The sequence below is a fragment of the Nocardia cyriacigeorgica genome (assembly GCF_010858045.1).
Taxonomy (GTDB): Bacteria; Actinomycetota; Actinomycetes; order Mycobacteriales; family Mycobacteriaceae; genus Nocardia; species Nocardia cyriacigeorgica_E.
Genome location: NZ_JAAGVC010000026.1, coordinates 1 through 16,267, shown reverse-complemented (window position 1 = coordinate 16,267; position 16,267 = coordinate 1). Strand labels below are relative to the sequence as shown.

Here is a 16,267-nt window from a genome sequence, read left to right as displayed (position 1 = left end):
GGCAATTCCGCCTCGGCTGTGCACAATCCGACATCGACGCCGGGAATAACGCTGCGCCGCCGCAGCGCGTTCGGAGAGCTACTGCTGCGCCCCCGGCGGCTGCCACGGCCGGCCGTGGATGTCCCCGGCGCTCGGCGGTTGTGGCGGCTCCGGCCGCGCGGGCGATTGCGGCGCCGTCGGTGCGGCTTTGTTCAGGTTCGCGGGCGAGGGGTCGACACCGGGCACCAAACCTTCGACCGGGGTGCGGGCCGTGGCCTCGGCCGCGCGCACGGCGCGTTCGATGGCCGGATCCGGTGCGGTGTCGAACCAATCGGCGACGTCCTCGGAATCGTCTTCGGGTTTGCTCTCGCTGCCGTCGGATTCCGGCGGCTCGTAGCGGAAAACGCCGTCCTCGCCCTTGGTGGCGAAGTTCTTGGCGAAACCTTCCAGGGCCTTACCGAAATCGCTCGGCACCAGCCACACCTTGTTGGCGTCGCCGCGCGCGACCATCGGCAGCGTCTGCATGTACTGGTAGGCCAGCAGTTCCGGCGTCGGCTTACCGGATTTGATGGCGGCGAAGACCTTTTCGATCGCCTTGGCCTGGCCCTGGGCTTGCAGATAGGAGGCGGCACGTTCACCCTGTGCGCGCAGAATGCGGCTCTGACGTTCACCCTCGGCCGACAGGATGGCCGACTGCTTGGCGCCCTCGGCGGACAGGATCTGGGCCTGCTTGGCGCCCTCCGCGGTCTTGATCTGCGATTCGCGCTGGCCCTCGGCGGTGAGGATCATGGCGCGCTTCTCGCGGTCGGCCTTCATCTGCTTTTCCATCGACTCCTGGATCGACGGCGGCGGATCGATCGCCTTGAGCTCCACCCGCGCCACCCGCAGACCCCAGCGTCCGGTGGCTTCGTCGAGTACACCGCGCAGCTGGCTGTTGATCTGATCGCGGGAGGTCAGCGTGTCCTCCAGGGTCATACCGCCGACCACGTTGCGCAGTGTGGTGACGGTGAGCTGCTCGACCGCGGCGATGTAGTTGCTGATCTCGTACACCGCCGCCTGCGGGCTGGTGACCTGGAAATACACCACCGAGTCGATCTGCAGGGTGAGGTTGTCCTGGGTGATCACCGGCTGCGGCGGGAACGAGACCACCCGCTCACGCAGGTCGACCTTGGCCCGGATCCGGTCGGCGAAGGGCACGAGGAAGGTCAGCTGGCCCGACACCGTGCGCGAGTACCGGCCGAGTCGCTCGATCACCGCCGCCTCGGCCTGCGGCACCAGCGCGATCGATTTGAACACCACCACCACGACCAGCAGCACGAGGACGGCGGCCACGATCAATACAGCCATTACGGCCCTTTCCAGACGACGGCGGTCGCGCCGTCGATCTTCATCACGTACACCGTGGTTCCCTTCGGATACTCCTCGGCCGGATCGAACGGCCGCGCCGTCCACTCTTCACCACCGAGTTTCACCCGGCCGCTGTGCGCACCGACGTCATCGATCACCAGCGCCGTCTTACCGGGCAGCGCATCGACATTGGTGAGTGTCGGCGGCGGAGTCGCGAAGCGCCGCAACAACATCGGGCGCACACCGAGCATCAGCGCGACGGACACGATCGCGAAGATGATCGCATCGGCCACGACACTGGTGTCGGCGGCGAAACTGATACCGGCGGTGATGAGTGCCCCACCACCGAGCATCAGCAAGGTCAGCTCACCGACGAACATCTCGGCCGCCACGAGCAGGATGCCCACGACCAGCCAGATAACTGCGGCCACGTCTCCACTGTAGTGGCCGGAGCCGATTCCGGTGCCCTACAGCGCAAGATCATCCCGTTCACCCGCACGCACCCGGCGCGTCCGCTGTGCGGCCCGCCACGGCGCGGCCCCGGTGCGCCGCACCCTCGAAGCGATTCCGGTGCAGTAGCTTCGGGCAGGTGAGTTCGCGTGACATGTACGGCGGTGACATCTTTTCCGGCCACACCCGCGCCACCAAGCGCGCGGTCCCGCGAGTGGACGCCGAGCGTGACCTCGTCGTCGAGGACGCGGCGAGCGGATTCTGCGGCGCCGTCGTCGGATTCGACCGCAGCTACGACGGCGAGTTCGTCAAACTCGAGGACGCTCGCGGCGCGGTGCGGCTGTTCGCGATGCGCGAGGCCGCGTTCCTGATCGACGGACAGCCGGTGACCCTGGTGCGGCCCGCGCGCGCCGCACCCAAGCGCGAGACACGCTCCGCATCGGGCTCCACCCGAGTCGAAGGCCTGCGCGCCCGGGTAGCGGCGGCGAGCCGGATCTGGGTCGAGGGCGTGCACGACGCTGCGCTGGTCGAGCGCGTATGGGGCCACGATCTGCGGGTCGAGGGCGTGGTGGTCGAGCATCTCGAGGGCCTGGATAATCTGGCGGCGCGACTCGCCGAATTCGGTCCGGGACCGGGCCGGAGGGTCGGGGTGCTGGTCGACCATCTCGTCACCGGCTCGAAGGAAACCCAGCTCACCACCGGTCTCGGCCCCCATGTGCTGGTCACCGGCCATCCCTTCATCGATGTCTGGCAGGCGGTGCGCCCGGCTGCGGTCGGGATCCAGCAGTGGCCGCAGGTGCCGCGTGGGGAAGACTGGAAAACGGGTGTGTGCCGCCGCCTCGGCTGGGGCACACCGCAGGAAGGGTGGCGCCGGGTCTACAACGCCGTCGATTCGTTCCGCGATCTCGAGGCGCCGCTGATCGGCGCGGTCGAGCGGCTCATCGACTTCGTCACCGAACCCGGGTAGCGTCCGGCGTTCGAGGAGTTCGCCGACCGCGCACCGGCGGTCGCCCGGCCCGGCCGGAACGCCCGGCCGGCCCGGATTCGGAGGTGAACATGTCCGTGAAGCCGCTGTCGGCGTTTCTGGTAGCCGCCGCCCTGACTCTGCCGGCCTTGGCTGCTCCGGCTGCGAGCGCCGCGCCCGGCACCGAGCACCGCCACGCCGTCGCGACCGGTTCGGCCGATCTGGCGCCGGCGCTGCTCGACCTGATCGTCTGCCTCATCCAGCTGCCCCCGTCGGCTTCCGGCGATCCGTCGCAGGGGTGCAACACCTGATCGGTGATCACGACGGCGGCCCGATCACGGCGGCGCCGGGATCGAGCGGGCGCACCGATGTCCACGTGTCGCGGTGAACCTTTATGCTCGAAGATTATGTGCTCCCCGAGTGCCACGCTGACGGTGTGGGCCGGCTCCTGGCTGGCCGGTTCCAGTGCGCCCGACGACGTACTGGAGGCGCTACACGCGTGGGCTCCGCGGCACACCATCGCCGCCGGGGATCCGTTCAGCGGCGCACGCACCGATCTGCCGTGGTCCTCGCGTGGGACGACGGGTACCGGAGTCATGCCGCTGCTCAAGGTGATTCGGGAAGCTCTCGCCGAGCCGGGCGCGCATCTGCGGCTGGTGCTTCCGGTGCCCGGTGATGTGCGCGGGCTGCCGGTCGGTACCGCGTTCGCCGCCGACGCCATCGAGGCAGGCGAGGGGATCCTGATCGGTGTGCCCGGCGCGGACGGCACCGGTTTGATCCCGCAGTGGGAGGGCGAGGACACGCTGCAATGGACCGTGTACAGCGCCCCCATCCCGGCCACCACTGGCGTCGACATGTCGCTGGGCGAAGCCGAATTCGCCATGCGCGAGGCGGTCCGCGACGCCGCCGACGCGCTCATGCGTCTGCACACGACCGGCCTCGGATCCGGTGACGCTGATCCGCGTGAGCTGATCGAAGCCGAATTGGCCGACTATTCCCGCCACGACTACCCGGAATCCATTCCGCTGCGCGCGCGCCGCATCCTCGACAGCGCCGATCACGTGGCCGCCATCCTCACCGTGGCCCAGCGTGAACCGGCCTCCTCCCCCACCTCCGCGAGCGCCGTCATCGAGCACGAATCGCTGCTGCGGCCGCTGTGGGATGCCATTCGGGCGGCGCGGCTGGTCGCCGTGCACGCCTCGGCTCGCCGAGCCTGATTCCCGCCGGCCCGGCAGGGCGGCAACCGCCTGATAGCGGCGTGCCGACCGGACCCACTGGACGCCGTGTCGATCCATTATTCGCCGGCACCGAGTCGATCGTGGCAGCACCGCCAGGCTGCCGGCTACTACCGCGACCTTGGCATCGCCGCCCGGTTGACCTGCGCCGGTTCCGGCTGTGGTCAGCGCCCGGGCCGCGTAGCCGGCTTACAGCAATCGACGGCACACGGCGCGCCATCGACGGTGCACCCGTATCCCGGCACCGCCCCGAGCCGCCGCGGCGGCACATCGTCGAGGTGCTCACCGATCAGCTCGACGACCATGCGCGCGAACCGCGGATCGGCACCCGGTGTGCCCGCGCGGGCGAAGGCCATGCCGAGCTCGGCGGCCTTCTGGGCGGCCTCGTTGTCCAGGTCCCAGATCACCTCGAGGTGGTCGGAGACGAAACCGACCGGGCACACCACCACGGCGTCGACGCCCTTGCCGGACAGCTCCTCCAGGTGATCGACGATGTCGGGCTCGAGCCACGGCACCTGCGGTGGACCCGAACGCGACTGCCATACCACGTCGAAGTCTCCGAAACCCGTTGCCGCCGCGCACAAGCGGGCGGCTTCGGCGACCTGGCGGCTGTAGAGCCCGCCGCCGTCGCCCGGCGGTCCGGCGGTGCGATCGGCCGAGACGGGAATCGAGTGCGCGGTGAACACCAGCCGGATCCGGTCGCGCCGATCGGCCGGGATCTGTTGCGCGGCAGCGCGAATGGCATCGGCGAAGGATTCGATCAGCAGCGGGTGATCGAAGTACTGACGCAACTTGATCAGCTCGGGGGCTTCCGCGCCGACGGCAGCGCGGGACCGGACGATGTCTTCCTGATACTGCAAGCACCCCGAATAGCCACCCCACGCCGAGGTGGGGAAGACCAGCGCCGAACGCACACCGTCGGCAGCCATCCGGGCGAGGGTGTCCTCGGCCATCGGATGCCAGTTGCGATTACCGAAATAGACCGGCAGATCTTTTCCGGCAGTGCGCAATTCGGCTTCCACATCGGCGATGATGCGGCGGTTGAGTTCGTTGATCGGCGACACCCCGCCGAAGTGCATATAGTGCTCGGCGACTTCGGCGAGCCGTTCCCGCGGCACGCCCCGGCCCCGAGTGACGTTCTCCAGGAACGGCATCACGTCCTCGGGGCGTTCGGGGCCGCCGAACGACAGCAGTAGCAACGCATCGGCCGAGCGGCCCACAGTGTCTCCTCTGTCGCGGGTGCAGGGTCAGTTGACCGGCATGTTCTCCGGGAACCAGGTGTTGTGGCTGGCGCCGCCGTCGACGTAGATGATCGAGCCGGTGGTGCCGGGCAGCCAATCCGAGAGCAGCGCGACCACGGACTTGCCGACCACGGTCGGATCGTCGACGTCCCAGCCGATCGGCGAGGCGCCGTCCCAATAGGTGTTGAGCTGGTTCAGCTTGGCGGCGTCGTCGGTGGCGGTGCCCGCGATGGCCTTGGCGGCCAGGGTCTTGATCGGACCGGCGGCGATGAGGTTGGAGCGGATCTTCTTCGCCTCGCCGACCTCACGCGCGACGTAGCGGTTCACCGATTCCAGCGCTGCCTTCGCCACGCCCATCCAGTTGTAGTACGGCATCGCGGTGCGCGGATCGAAATCCATGCCGACGATGGAGCCGCCCTCGTTCATGACCGGCAGTACCGCCCGCGCCAGCGAGGCGTAGCTCCATGCCGAGATCTCGAACGCCTTGGCCGCATCCGGGCCCGGGCCCTCGAGGAACGGCTTGGCTTCCGGCCCCATCAGGGTGCGCGGCGCGAACGCGATGGAGTGCAGCACACCGTCGAGACCCTCCGGGGCGAGCTCGCCGATCTTGCCGGCCAGCGCGGCCAAGTCCTCTTCATTGGTGACGTCGAGGCCGATCGCCGGCGGCACCTCCTTGGGCAGGCGCTTGGCGATCCGGTCGATCAGTCGCAGGCGCTCCGGGATTCCGGTGATGATCACCTTCGCGCCCTGTTCCTGCGCGATGGCCGCCGCGTGGAACGCGATGGAGGCGTCGGTGATGATGCCGGTGACCAGGATGGTCTTACCGTCGAGCAGTCCGCTCATGAGTTCTGGGTTCTCCCTGCAGTGTGGATGTGGGCCGCGGTCCGCGAGGACTGTCGGCTGCACGCCGTATTTCGTTAGCGCGGCTTTCGAATTCTCGGTGGGCGAGCGGTCGGGTCAGTGCCCCATGCCCATACCGCCGTCGACGGGGATCACGGCGCCGGAGACGTAGCGGGAGTCCTCGGAGGCCAGGAAGCTGATCACCGCGGCGACCTCCTCGGGCGCGCCGAGACGCTGCAACGGAATGAACTTCTTGGCGGTCTCGCGCATCTCCTCCGGCAACTCGGCGGTCATATCGGTTTCGATGAAACCGGGGGCGACCACGTTGGCGGTGATATTGCGCGAACCGAGCTCACGGGTGACCGAGCGAGCCAGACCGATGACACCGGCTTTCGAGGAGGCGTAGTTGATCTGGCCGGGCCCGCCGCCCAGGCCGACCACCGAGCCGAGGAAGATCATCCGCCCCCAGCGAGCCCGCAGCATGGCGCGGTTGGCACGCTTGGCGCAACGGAACGCGCCGGTGAGGTTGGCGTCGATGACCCGGGTGAACTGCTCCTCGGTCATCCGCATCAGCAGCGTGTCGTCGGTGATACCGGCATTGGCCACCAGCACCTCGACCGGGCCCTGGTGCGCCTCCACCTCGGAGAACGCCCGATCGACCGATTCACTGTCGGTCACATCGCATTTCACACCGAACAATCCGTCCGGCACACCCGAGCCGCGGTGGGTGACGGCGACCTTGTGTCCATCGGCGAGGAGCCGCTGCGCGACCGCGAGACCGATGCCACGGTTACCACCGGTCACCAGTACCGACCGGGAGGCCCGCTCCGCATTCTGCGATTCCGACTTACGACTGTCCTCGACAGAGTTCGACATGCGGACAATCTAGCCGATGGTTCCTGCCACCGAAAAACACGTCCGGGTCGGCGGAGTCGATCACAATTGTGCTCGTGAACCGGCGGGTGCCGGTGTCACAGTTCGATCGCACAGGCCACTGTCGCGATTCACAGAATGAGCATCGACCGGCCGTGGAAACCCACCAATCGCACATGACGGGAGCCGCTGCGATAGACCGCCGGCGGGATGCCATTTCGGGCGCAACGAGAATCGGCGAAACCACCGCGGTGGCAGCAGCCGACGCACCCGCGGCGTGCCGGGAACCGCACGGTCCCCGGCACAGCCTGCGACTACGGCAGCCGCTGCCGCGTCACCAGACCGGTGACCACACCGGCGGAGATGAACACCAGGCCGAACAGCAACCACGGTCTGCTGGCGTCGCCCATCGTCATCTCGTAGCCGATCTGCTCTTCGAGAGTGTCGTAAACAGCGGTCAGTTCGGCCAGGCTGGACGCCGTATAGAAATCGCCGCCGGACAATTTGGCGATTTCACGCAGCGAATCGTCGTCCACCGGCACGGGAACACGCTGCGGGCGCCCGCCGTCCTCGTCCGGAATCTCGACCACACCCCATTCGGTGCCGAAGGAAATGGTCGACACCGGGATGTTCTTGGTCTCGGCCAGCCGGGCCGCGGTGAAGGCGTGGCGCGGATTGTCGACGTCCTGATCGTCGGGCACGGTCTGTTTACCGTCCGACATCAGCACGATGCGCGCAGGCGGCGGTGTTTCGGCGCCACCGAGCACCGAGGCCAGCGTCTCGATCGACTGCAACGCCGCGAAAATGCCCTCGCCGGTCGCGGTGCGCTCACTGAGCTTGATGTTGTCGATCGCGGCCTTGACGGCTTCGCGGTTGGTCGTCGGCGACACCAGCACCGAGGCGGTGCCGGAGAAGGCCACCAGCCCCAGGTTGATGCCAGGGGTGAGACCCTCGGCGAACTTCTTGGCCGCCTTCTGCGCCACCTCGAGCCGGTTCGGTTCGACATCTGTCGCTTCCATCGACAGCGACACATCCATGACCAGCACGACCGTGGCGCGGTTACGCGGTTCCTTCTGCGCCTTGGTGGGTCCGGCCGCGGCGATGGTCAAGAAGACCAAGCCGACCAGGATCAAGGCCACCGGCACATGCCGCAGCGGGCTCGGCCGCGAAGGCGCGACCCGCTCCAGCTGCTCCATGTTGCTGAACCGCAGCATGTGCCGGTGTTTGCGGCGCTGCACCAGCACATAGCCGAGGGCGATGAGCGCGACGACGGCGAGGAAACCCAGCCAGATCTGCGCGGTGAAGTTGGAAATACTCACTGACGTGGCACCCGCCCGGTCGGGGCGCCGAGGCTGTGGCGCCGGGTGGATACGAACCGGACCACGTCGGCGATCCAGTCCCGGTCGGTCTGCAAGGTGAGCACCGGCGCGCCGCAGCTGCGCAGCGCCTGCTCCACCTGCTGACGGTGGCGCAGGGCCGCAGCCGCGTAGTCGGCGCGCAGTGCGGGGGTGACGCTGAACTCGCGGGTGCGGCCGGTCTCCGGATCGTGCAGCACCACATCACCCATATCCGGCAGCGACATATCGCGCGGATCCAGCACTTGCACGGCGAGCAGGTCGTGGCGGGCGGAGATGGCGCGCAGCGAACGCTGCCAGTCGATATCGCCGAGGAAATCGCTGATGATCACGGCCAGTCCGCGTTTGCGCTGCGGGCGGCGCAACGATTCGATGGCGCCGCGCAGATCACCGCGCACACCGTCACGGGCGTGCGGGGTGGTGGCGATGCCGCGCAGCAGCGACTGCGCGTGCACCCGGCCGCTGCGCGCGGGAATCCGGGTGAGGTGCTCACCGGTGGCGACGACGGCGCCGATGCGGTTACCGCCGCCACTGGTCAGGTGGGTGATCGCGGCGGCAGCGGCGATGGCGAGATCGCGCTTCTGGCAGGCCGCGGTGCCGAAATCCAGGCTGGCCGACAGGTCGACGACCATCCAGGTCTCCAGCTCGCGGTCGGCGATCATCTGCCGCACATGCGGATGGGTGGTGCGCGCGGTCACCGACCAATCCATCTGGCGCACATCGTCACCCGGCTGGTAGGCGCGGGCCTCCCCCGGTTCGGAACCGGGGCCCGGGATGAGACCGAGGTGATCACCGTGCAGTACGCCGTCGAGGCGGCGGCGCACGGTGAGTTCGAGGGTCTTGAGGGCTGCCGACAGTTTCGGGTCGGTCAGCTCGCCCGATCGGAACGACGGTGGTGCGTGCGATGACATCGGTACTCGGTCGACCGGCTCCGGCGTCGAGGTCACTTCGACGGGCTGTTGCCGGCGGCCTGCGGCACCTGGCCCGCCTGCTGCGGCACCGGCGGCTGCTGCGCCGGCTGCGGCTGCTGCGGCGCGGGGCTACCGGGATGGGCGCCGTTGGCGGGCACCGGCGCGGGCGCGGCCGGTCCACCCTGGCCGACGGCCTGGGGGGCGACCTGCGGCAGGCCGACGGTCTGCAGTACCCGCTTGATGACGTCTTCGGGGCTGATCTCGTCGGCGAGTGCGTCGTAGGACAGCACCAGCCGGTGCCGCAGCACGTCCGGGATCACCTCGACCACGTCCTGCGGCACCACATAGTCGCGGCCGCGGATCAGCGCCACCGCACGCGCCGCGGCGATGATGCCGAGGCTGGCGCGCGGGGAGGCGCCGTAGGAGATCCAACCGGCGACGTCGTTCATGCCGAATTCGGCGGGGGTGCGGGTCGCGGCGATCACCCGGACCACGTAATCGACCAGCGCGTGGTGGACGAAGGTGTTGGCGGCCAGCTGCTGCAACCGGATGAGTTCGGCCGGCTCCAGGATCTGTTTGGCCTCCGGCGCGCTGACGCCCATCCGGTAGATGATCTCGCGCTCCTCCTCCACCGAGGGGTAGTCGACGACGACCTTGAACAGGAAGCGGTCGCGCTGCGCCTCGGGCAGCGGATACACGCCTTCGCTCTCGATCGGGTTCTGGGTCGCCATCACCAGGAACGGATCGGGCATCGGATAGGTCTTGCCGCCGATCGAGACATGCCGTTCGGCCATCACCTCTAGCAGCGCCGACTGCACCTTCGCGGGAGCGCGGTTGATCTCGTCGGCGAGCACGAAGTTCGCCACCACCGGGCCGAGCTCGGTGTCGAATTCCTCGCGGCCCTGCCGGTAGATGCGGGTACCGATGAGGTCGGTGGGCACCAGGTCGGGGGTGAACTGGACGCGGGAGAACGATCCGCCGACGACCTTGGCGAAGGTCTCCACGGCAAGGGTCTTCGCGATACCGGGAACACCTTCGAGCAGCACGTGGCCGCGGGCGAGCACGCCGACGAGCAGCCGCTCGACGAGCCGGTCCTGTCCGACGATGACTCGCTTGACCTCGTAGATCGCCTTCTCGAGAGTCTGGACATCACGCTCGAGGGTGCTCGACCCGGGTGCAGGCGCCTTTTTCGCCAAACTTGCCCCGCTCACACCGTCCGTCGAAGTCACCAACATCCCCGCTTTCGCCTTGGTCTTGTGCGTGTTGCCACAACTATTCCAGGTAATGACCGCATTCGCCGCAACCGGACCCGATATGACGGGATTCGGCGCCGGAATCCGCGCTCCTGGCGACGTTACGCCGTCCACCGTACGTGCACTCGCGCCCGATCAGGCGGTGACGATGCGGACCGCGTAGGGCATGATGCCCGATTCCCGCACCGGGGAAACCTTGACCACATCGCCGGACTGTGGGGCCTCGATCATCTTGCCGTCGCCCAGATACAGCGCGACGTGCTGGCTGCCGTTGGGCCCCCAGAACAGCATGTCGCCGCGTTCGCGCTCGTCGACCGGCACGCGGGTGCCCGCGTTGTACTGGTAGCCGCTGTAATGCGGCAGCGAGACACCGATTCCGGCGAAGGCGTAGATCATCAAGCCGGAGCAGTCGAACCCGACCTTGTTGTAGTCGCCGTGGCTGTCGGCGACGCCGCCGTCGCGGATGCCGAGGGTGGGGCCGTCCTCGTCGCCGCCGCCCCAGGCGTAGGTGACCCCGAGCTGGGACATGGCCCGGTCGACGACGATCTCGATGGCCTCGCTGCCGGTGACCGAGGGGACATCGCCGTCCTCTGATCCGGATTCGCTCTCGGATTCGGAGTCATCGTCGTCGGTCCCGGATCTCGGGGTCGGCTTGGTCGTGCGCGGGGAGTCGTCGAGCTGGGTGTGCGGGCGTTTCCCCGCGCCGAGCTGGGCCGCGCGGTCCTTGGCGGCCTGATCGGCGGCCGCACGCGCCGCCGCAGCGGCCGCCGCGGCCAGCACCGCCGCTTCTTCGGCCCGGCGCTGCTGATCCCAGGCCTGATAGGCATCGCGCTGGTTCTGCAACCCGGTGACGTTCATCCGCGCCGCGTCCAGCCGCGCCTGGGCATCCGCGCGCTGGCGCAGCAGGTCATCGCGCACCGCTGTCTGCTGGTTCAGCTCGGCGGTCGCGGCGCTCACGGCGGCCTCGGCGGCGGTCTTCTTCTGCTCGGCGTCGGCGGCCGCGGCGTCGGCGGCGGTCTTGGCGTGCCGGGCCGAGGCGTTCTTGTTGCCCTGATCGATCTGGGCGCGGCGCAGGCCGTCCATCACCTGCTGCTGATTCTTGGTGACCAGGCCGATGATCTGCGCACGGTCGAGGGCGGCGTCGGGGTCGGCGGCCGAGAGGTAGGTCATCATCGTGCCGGTGCCGGGCCGGGTGTAGGCCTGGGTGGCGAATGCGTCGAAGTTGGTGCGCGCCTGGTCCACTCGCGTGCCCGCGTCGGAGAGTTCGCGCTGGGTGGTGGCCACCAGGTCGGCCGCGGCGTCGGCGGCATCGCGAGCGTTCTGCAGATCGACCAGCGCCTTGTTGACCTGCTCGCGGCGCAGCGCGACCGCATCGTCGAGCTGACGCACCTGCTCGTCGACGGCGGCGACCTGATTGATCAGCACACCCACCTGGCCGATGCCTGCGTCGACGCGTGCTCCGGCGTCGGCGAGTTCACCGTCGCTCGGGTTCGGCGGGGGCGGCGGCACGGCGGTCGACGGGGCGCCGGTGACGACGATCGCCGCCGCGACCAGCAAACCGAGAGCGATCGAGAGCGGACGACGACGGCTGGGCCCTCGCATGTTGCGCATCGCACCTCCAGACGATCCGACTGCGGCGTGGCATCACGAGCACCAGCCGACCCATGGAGCACTGTGGTCGGCATATTGCCCTGTCAACACTCTTTCCCCAACAGCGATCATTCGAACCGTACGACACTTGCGTCACGCGCGGAACTACAGCGACGGAATCACAGGTGCGTAATTTGCACTTTGCTCGAAATTAGCCGAATGCGGCACAGGCTTCGGCCCCGAAAAACAAACCGACCGTCAGGAAATGCGGCGCGGATCGAGATGCGAGCCGAGTGAAAGGCTCAGGCGGACGCCGACGCCGAATCGTCGGCGGAACCGGCCGCAGCGCTCGCCGCACGACGCCGCTTGACCCAGTAGAGCCCGCCGACGGCGGCCACGGTGCCGGCCAGCAGCACGCTCGTGAATCCGGTCCACGGCACCGATTCCGGCTGCTGCAGCCGGTCGGCGAAGATCTGCACGGCCTCTTCGGACTTACCGCCCTTCCACTTCGCGGCGTCCTCGGCCCATTCCAGATGCACCCGGCTGATCGAATCGCTGTAGGTGCCCATCCAGTCATCACTGAAGACCGCGACGGTGCCGTGCTGGAACTTGCCGACCTCAGTGGCCAGATCGCGCAGGCTCGAGTCGTGCCACGGATTGCCCTGCACCACGACCACGCTCAGCGGAATGCCATCGGCGCGCGCCTGAGCCACGAGGGCGGCCAGCTCGGACTGATCCTTGCCCTCGGGTGCGGCAACGCCGTCGTGGGCGAGATCCGCGCGGATCTCGCCGAGGTCGGTGTTCTCCGGCAGCCCGGTGGCGACGAGAGAAAAAGCCCAGGTGTGCGAGACGGTCATCTTCCATCCGGTCTTGTCGAGCCGCATCGGCACGCGAGGCGACGGGGTCTCCTACACTGCGGATGAGCACGCCGAGAGGCCGTCCGTCCGGACCGGCCGCCCCGACAGCTCACGGTGGCACAGTACGCGACGCAGTGTCGCATCGGCGCCACTCGCCACGCCGACCGGCGCCGCAACGACGCCCCGCCGCGTTCATAGGACAAGCGTACTGTTAGAGTCGAAGGCGCGAGGAACCGGCACCGTGCGGTGCGGGCAGCCCTCCGAAGACGTAGGCCGTCGGCACAGCCCCGCCGACGGCAACCCTCACAGATGAGTGGAGCTGACGTGACGACAAGTATCGATACTTTCGGCGCCAAAGGCACCCTCGAGGTCGGAAGCAACTCCTACGAGATCTTCCGGCTCTCGGCCGTGCCCGGTACCGAAAAACTCCCCTACGCACTGAAAGTCCTCGCGGAGAACCTGCTGCGCACCGAGGACGGCGCCAACATCACCGCCGACCACATCCGCGCGATCGCCAACTGGGACCCGTCGGCCGAGCCGAACGTCGAGATCCAGTTCACCCCGGCCCGCGTGATCATGCAGGACTTCACCGGCGTGCCGTGTGTCGTCGACCTCGCCACCATGCGTGAGGCCGTCACCACCCTCGGCGGCGACCCGAACAAGGTCAACCCGCTCTCCCCCGCCGACATGGTCATCGACCACTCGGTCATCCTGGACGTCTTCGGCCGCGCCGACGCCCTCGAGCGCAACGTCGACCTCGAATACGAGCGCAACGCCGAGCGCTACCAGTTCCTGCGCTGGGGCCAGGGCGCCTTCGACGACTTCCGCGTCGTCCCGCCGGGCATGGGCATCGTGCACCAGGTCAACATCGAGTACCTGGCCCCGACCGTGATGGTCCGCAACGGCCAGGCCTACCCCGACACCTGCGTCGGCACCGACTCGCACACCACCATGGTCAACGGCCTCGGTGTGCTGGGCTGGGGCGTCGGCGGCATCGAGGCCGAGGCCGCCATGCTCGGCCAGCCGGTCTCCATGCTGATCCCGCGCGTCGTCGGCTTCAAGCTCACCGGTGAGATCCAGCCGGGCGTCACCGCCACCGACGTCGTGCTCACCGTCACCGACATGCTGCGCAAGCACGGTGTGGTCGGCAAGTTCGTCGAGTTCTACGGCAAGGGTGTGGCCGAGGTTCCGCTGGCCAACCGCGCCACCCTCGGCAACATGAGCCCCGAGTTCGGTTCCACCGCGGCGATCTTCCCGATCGACGGCGAGACCATCAACTACCTGCGCCTGACCGGCCGCAGCGACGAGCAGCTCGCGCTCGTCGAGGCGTACGCCAAGGAGCAGGGTATGTGGCACGACCCGGACCACGAGCCCGCCTACTCCGAGTACCTGGAGCTCGACCTCAACACCGTGGTCCCGTCCATCGCAGGCCCGAAGCGCCCGCAGGACCGAATCCTGCTGTCGGAGAGCAAGATCGCCTTCCGCAAGGACATCTACAACTACACCGACGATGCCGTCGCCACCCCGCACAGCAAGCTGGACGAGGCGCTCGAGGAGTCCTTCCCGGCGTCGGATCCGGCCGAGCTGTCCTTCGCCGACGACGGCGCGATCGACGTCACCTCGGCGGCCAACGGCTCCGAGGGGCGCCCCTCCAAGCCGGTGCTGGTCAAGTCCGAGGAGCGCGGTGAGTTCGTGCTCGACCACGGCGCGGTCGTGGTCGCCGGTATCACCTCCTGCACCAACACCTCCAACCCGTCGGTCATGATCGGCGCCGCGCTGCTGGCCCGCAATGCGGTCGAGAAGGGCCTGTCGTCCAAGCCGTGGGTGAAGACCAACATGGCGCCGGGCTCGCAGGTCGTCTCCGACTACTACGAGAAGGCCGGCCTGTGGCCGTACCTGGAGAAGCTGGGCTTCTACCTGGGTGGTTTCGGCTGCACCACCTGCATCGGTAACACCGGTCCGCTGCCGGAGGAGATCTCCAAGGCGGTCAACGACAACGACCTGTCGGTCACCGCGGTGCTCTCGGGTAACCGCAACTTCGAAGGCCGCATCTCCCCCGACGTGAAGATGAACTACCTGGCCTCGCCGCCGCTGGTCATCGCCTACGCGCTCGCGGGCACCATGGACTTCGACTTCGAGACCGACCCGCTGGGCCAGGACACCGACGGCAACGACGTGTTCCTGCGCGACATCTGGCCCTCCCCGCAGGAGATCGACGACACCATCAAGTCGGCGATCAGCCAGGACATGTTCCGCAAGTCCTACGCCGACGTCTTCAAGGGCGACGAGCGCTGGCAGAACCTGTCCACCCCGTCCGGCGACACCTTCGCATGGGACGAGAACTCGACCTACGTGCGCAAGGCGCCGTACTTCGACGGCATGCAGCTCGAGCCCTCGCCGGTCGAGGACATCAAGGGTGCGCGCGTGCTCGCACTGCTGGGCGACTCGGTCACCACCGACCACATCAGCCCTGCCGGTCCGATCAAGCCGGGCACCCCGGCCGCGCAGTACCTGGACGCGCACGGTGTGCAGCGCAAGGATTACAACTCCCTCGGCTCGCGTCGTGGTAACCACGAGGTGATGATCCGCGGCACCTTCGCCAACATCCGGCTGCGCAACCAGCTGCTCGACGACGTCTCCGGTGGTTACACCCGTGACTTCACCCAGGAGGGTGGCCCGCAGGCGTTCATCTACGACGCCTCGCAGAACTACCAGAAGGCCGGCATCCCGCTGGTCGTGCTCGGTGGTAAGGAGTACGGTTCGGGCTCCTCGCGTGACTGGGCCGCCAAGGGCACCCGCCTGCTGGGCGTCAAGGCCGTCATCACCGAGTCCTTCGAGCGCATCCACCGCTCGAACCTGATCGGTATGGGCGTCATCCCGCTGCAGTTCCCGGCGGGCGAGTCGGCCGCGACCCTCGGCCTGACCGGCACCGAGACCTTCGACATCGAGGGCATCACCCAGCTCAACGAGGGTGTCACTCCCCGGACGCTGAAGGTCACCGCCACCAAGGAAGACGGCGAGAAGATCGTCTTCGACGCGGTGGTCCGCATCGACACCCCCGGTGAGGCGGACTACTACCGCAACGGCGGTATCCTGCAGTACGTGCTGCGCAACATGATTCGTGGCTGATCAGGCCAGGTCTCCGCGCACGCGGGAATGACCCTCGCGACCGGTTCCGGTCGTCGCGCAGAGTGAGGTCCGCGCACCGTGCCCGCGGTGCGCGGACCTTCGCGCATTCCTTCGATTCGACATTTCTCGTTCGTCGAGGGCGCCAGGTTCGGCAACGCGGCGCCGCTGATCTTCGCCGAACTGCTGCGCTTCCTGCTGGCCGACCCGCTGGCCAATGCCGCCCGCTATGCCGAAGCGGTGCAC

At 68.2% G+C, this 16,267-nt stretch carries 14 protein-coding genes; 4 read left to right on the top strand and 10 right to left on the bottom strand.

What is annotated here, in order from left to right; genetic code table 11:
* Window positions 1-78 precede the first annotated feature (78 nt).
* Both GV790_RS20130 and GV790_RS20125 read right to left on the bottom strand, forming a co-directional pair.
* The gene (locus tag GV790_RS20130) at window positions 79-1,326 is read right to left on the bottom strand and encodes an SPFH domain-containing protein (protein WP_163814861.1); all 1,248 of its coding nucleotides are present in this window, start codon (window positions 1,324-1,326) and stop codon (window positions 79-81) included.
* Window positions 1,326-1,757: an NfeD family protein gene (locus GV790_RS20125; RefSeq protein ID WP_163814860.1), complete on the bottom strand. Its 432-nt coding sequence runs from the start codon at window positions 1,755-1,757 to the stop codon at window positions 1,326-1,328. The genes GV790_RS20130 and GV790_RS20125 overlap by 1 nt, the downstream gene beginning before the upstream one ends.
* 173 nt (window positions 1,758-1,930) lie before the next feature.
* Between GV790_RS20125 and GV790_RS20120 the strand changes: the two genes are divergently transcribed.
* The 3 genes from GV790_RS20120 to GV790_RS20110 all read left to right on the top strand — a co-directional run bounded on the left by GV790_RS20120 (window position 1,931) and on the right by GV790_RS20110 (window position 3,957).
* Window positions 1,931-2,743, top strand: coding sequence for a DUF3097 domain-containing protein (locus GV790_RS20120; protein ID WP_163814937.1), 813 nt, complete (start codon window positions 1,931-1,933; stop codon window positions 2,741-2,743).
* 89 nt (window positions 2,744-2,832) lie between these two features.
* Window positions 2,833-3,051, top strand: a complete 219-nt coding sequence (locus tag GV790_RS20115) for a hypothetical protein (protein WP_163814859.1) — start codon at window positions 2,833-2,835, stop codon at window positions 3,049-3,051.
* 96 nt (window positions 3,052-3,147) lie between these two features.
* On the top strand, window positions 3,148-3,957 hold the full coding sequence (locus GV790_RS20110; RefSeq protein ID WP_163814858.1) for a hypothetical protein: 810 nt from the start codon (window positions 3,148-3,150) through the stop codon (window positions 3,955-3,957).
* 182 nt (window positions 3,958-4,139) lie between these two features.
* Here the strand turns inward: GV790_RS20110 and GV790_RS20105 are convergent, their stop codons facing one another.
* The 8 genes from GV790_RS20105 to GV790_RS20070 all read right to left on the bottom strand — a co-directional run bounded on the left by GV790_RS20105 (window position 4,140) and on the right by GV790_RS20070 (window position 12,922).
* Window positions 4,140-5,195 (bottom strand): ferrochelatase, encoded by a 1,056-nt coding sequence (locus tag GV790_RS20105; RefSeq protein ID WP_163814857.1) that lies wholly within the window; start codon window positions 5,193-5,195, stop codon window positions 4,140-4,142.
* A gap of 27 nt (window positions 5,196-5,222) precedes the next feature.
* Window positions 5,223-6,059: an NADH-dependent enoyl-ACP reductase InhA gene (inhA, locus tag GV790_RS20100; protein WP_130916394.1), complete on the bottom strand. Its 837-nt coding sequence runs from the start codon at window positions 6,057-6,059 to the stop codon at window positions 5,223-5,225.
* A gap of 114 nt (window positions 6,060-6,173) precedes the next feature.
* Complete coding sequence (gene fabG1, locus GV790_RS20095; RefSeq protein ID WP_051016579.1) at window positions 6,174-6,932, bottom strand: 3-oxoacyl-ACP reductase FabG1; 759 nt, start codon at window positions 6,930-6,932, stop codon at window positions 6,174-6,176.
* A 311-nt stretch (window positions 6,933-7,243) separates the two neighbouring features.
* Window positions 7,244-8,248 (bottom strand): VWA domain-containing protein, encoded by a 1,005-nt coding sequence (locus tag GV790_RS20090; protein WP_163814856.1) that lies wholly within the window; start codon window positions 8,246-8,248, stop codon window positions 7,244-7,246.
* Window positions 8,245-9,195 (bottom strand): DUF58 domain-containing protein, encoded by a 951-nt coding sequence (locus GV790_RS20085; protein WP_138448339.1) that lies wholly within the window; start codon window positions 9,193-9,195, stop codon window positions 8,245-8,247. Before GV790_RS20085 ends, GV790_RS20090 begins: the two co-directional genes overlap by 4 nt.
* Before the next feature lie 32 nt (window positions 9,196-9,227).
* On the bottom strand, window positions 9,228-10,430 hold the full coding sequence (gene moxR1 / locus GV790_RS20080) for a chaperone MoxR1 (protein ID WP_163814855.1): 1,203 nt from the start codon (window positions 10,428-10,430) through the stop codon (window positions 9,228-9,230).
* A gap of 153 nt (window positions 10,431-10,583) precedes the next feature.
* Window positions 10,584-12,059, bottom strand: coding sequence for an NlpC/P60 family protein (locus GV790_RS20075; RefSeq protein ID WP_163814854.1), 1,476 nt, complete (start codon window positions 12,057-12,059; stop codon window positions 10,584-10,586).
* A 281-nt stretch (window positions 12,060-12,340) separates the two neighbouring features.
* Entirely contained in the window at window positions 12,341-12,922 is a 582-nt protein-coding gene (locus GV790_RS20070) for an Rv1476 family membrane protein (RefSeq protein WP_256673408.1), read from the bottom strand.
* A gap of 297 nt (window positions 12,923-13,219) precedes the next feature.
* On the opposite strand from GV790_RS20070, the gene GV790_RS20065 reads away from it, so the two are divergent.
* Window positions 13,220-16,024 carry an aconitate hydratase gene (locus GV790_RS20065; RefSeq protein ID WP_163814852.1) on the top strand — a complete coding sequence of 935 codons (2,805 nt, stop codon included), beginning with the start codon at window positions 13,220-13,222 and terminating at the stop codon, window positions 16,022-16,024.
* The last annotated feature ends 243 nt before the right edge of the window (window positions 16,025-16,267 follow it).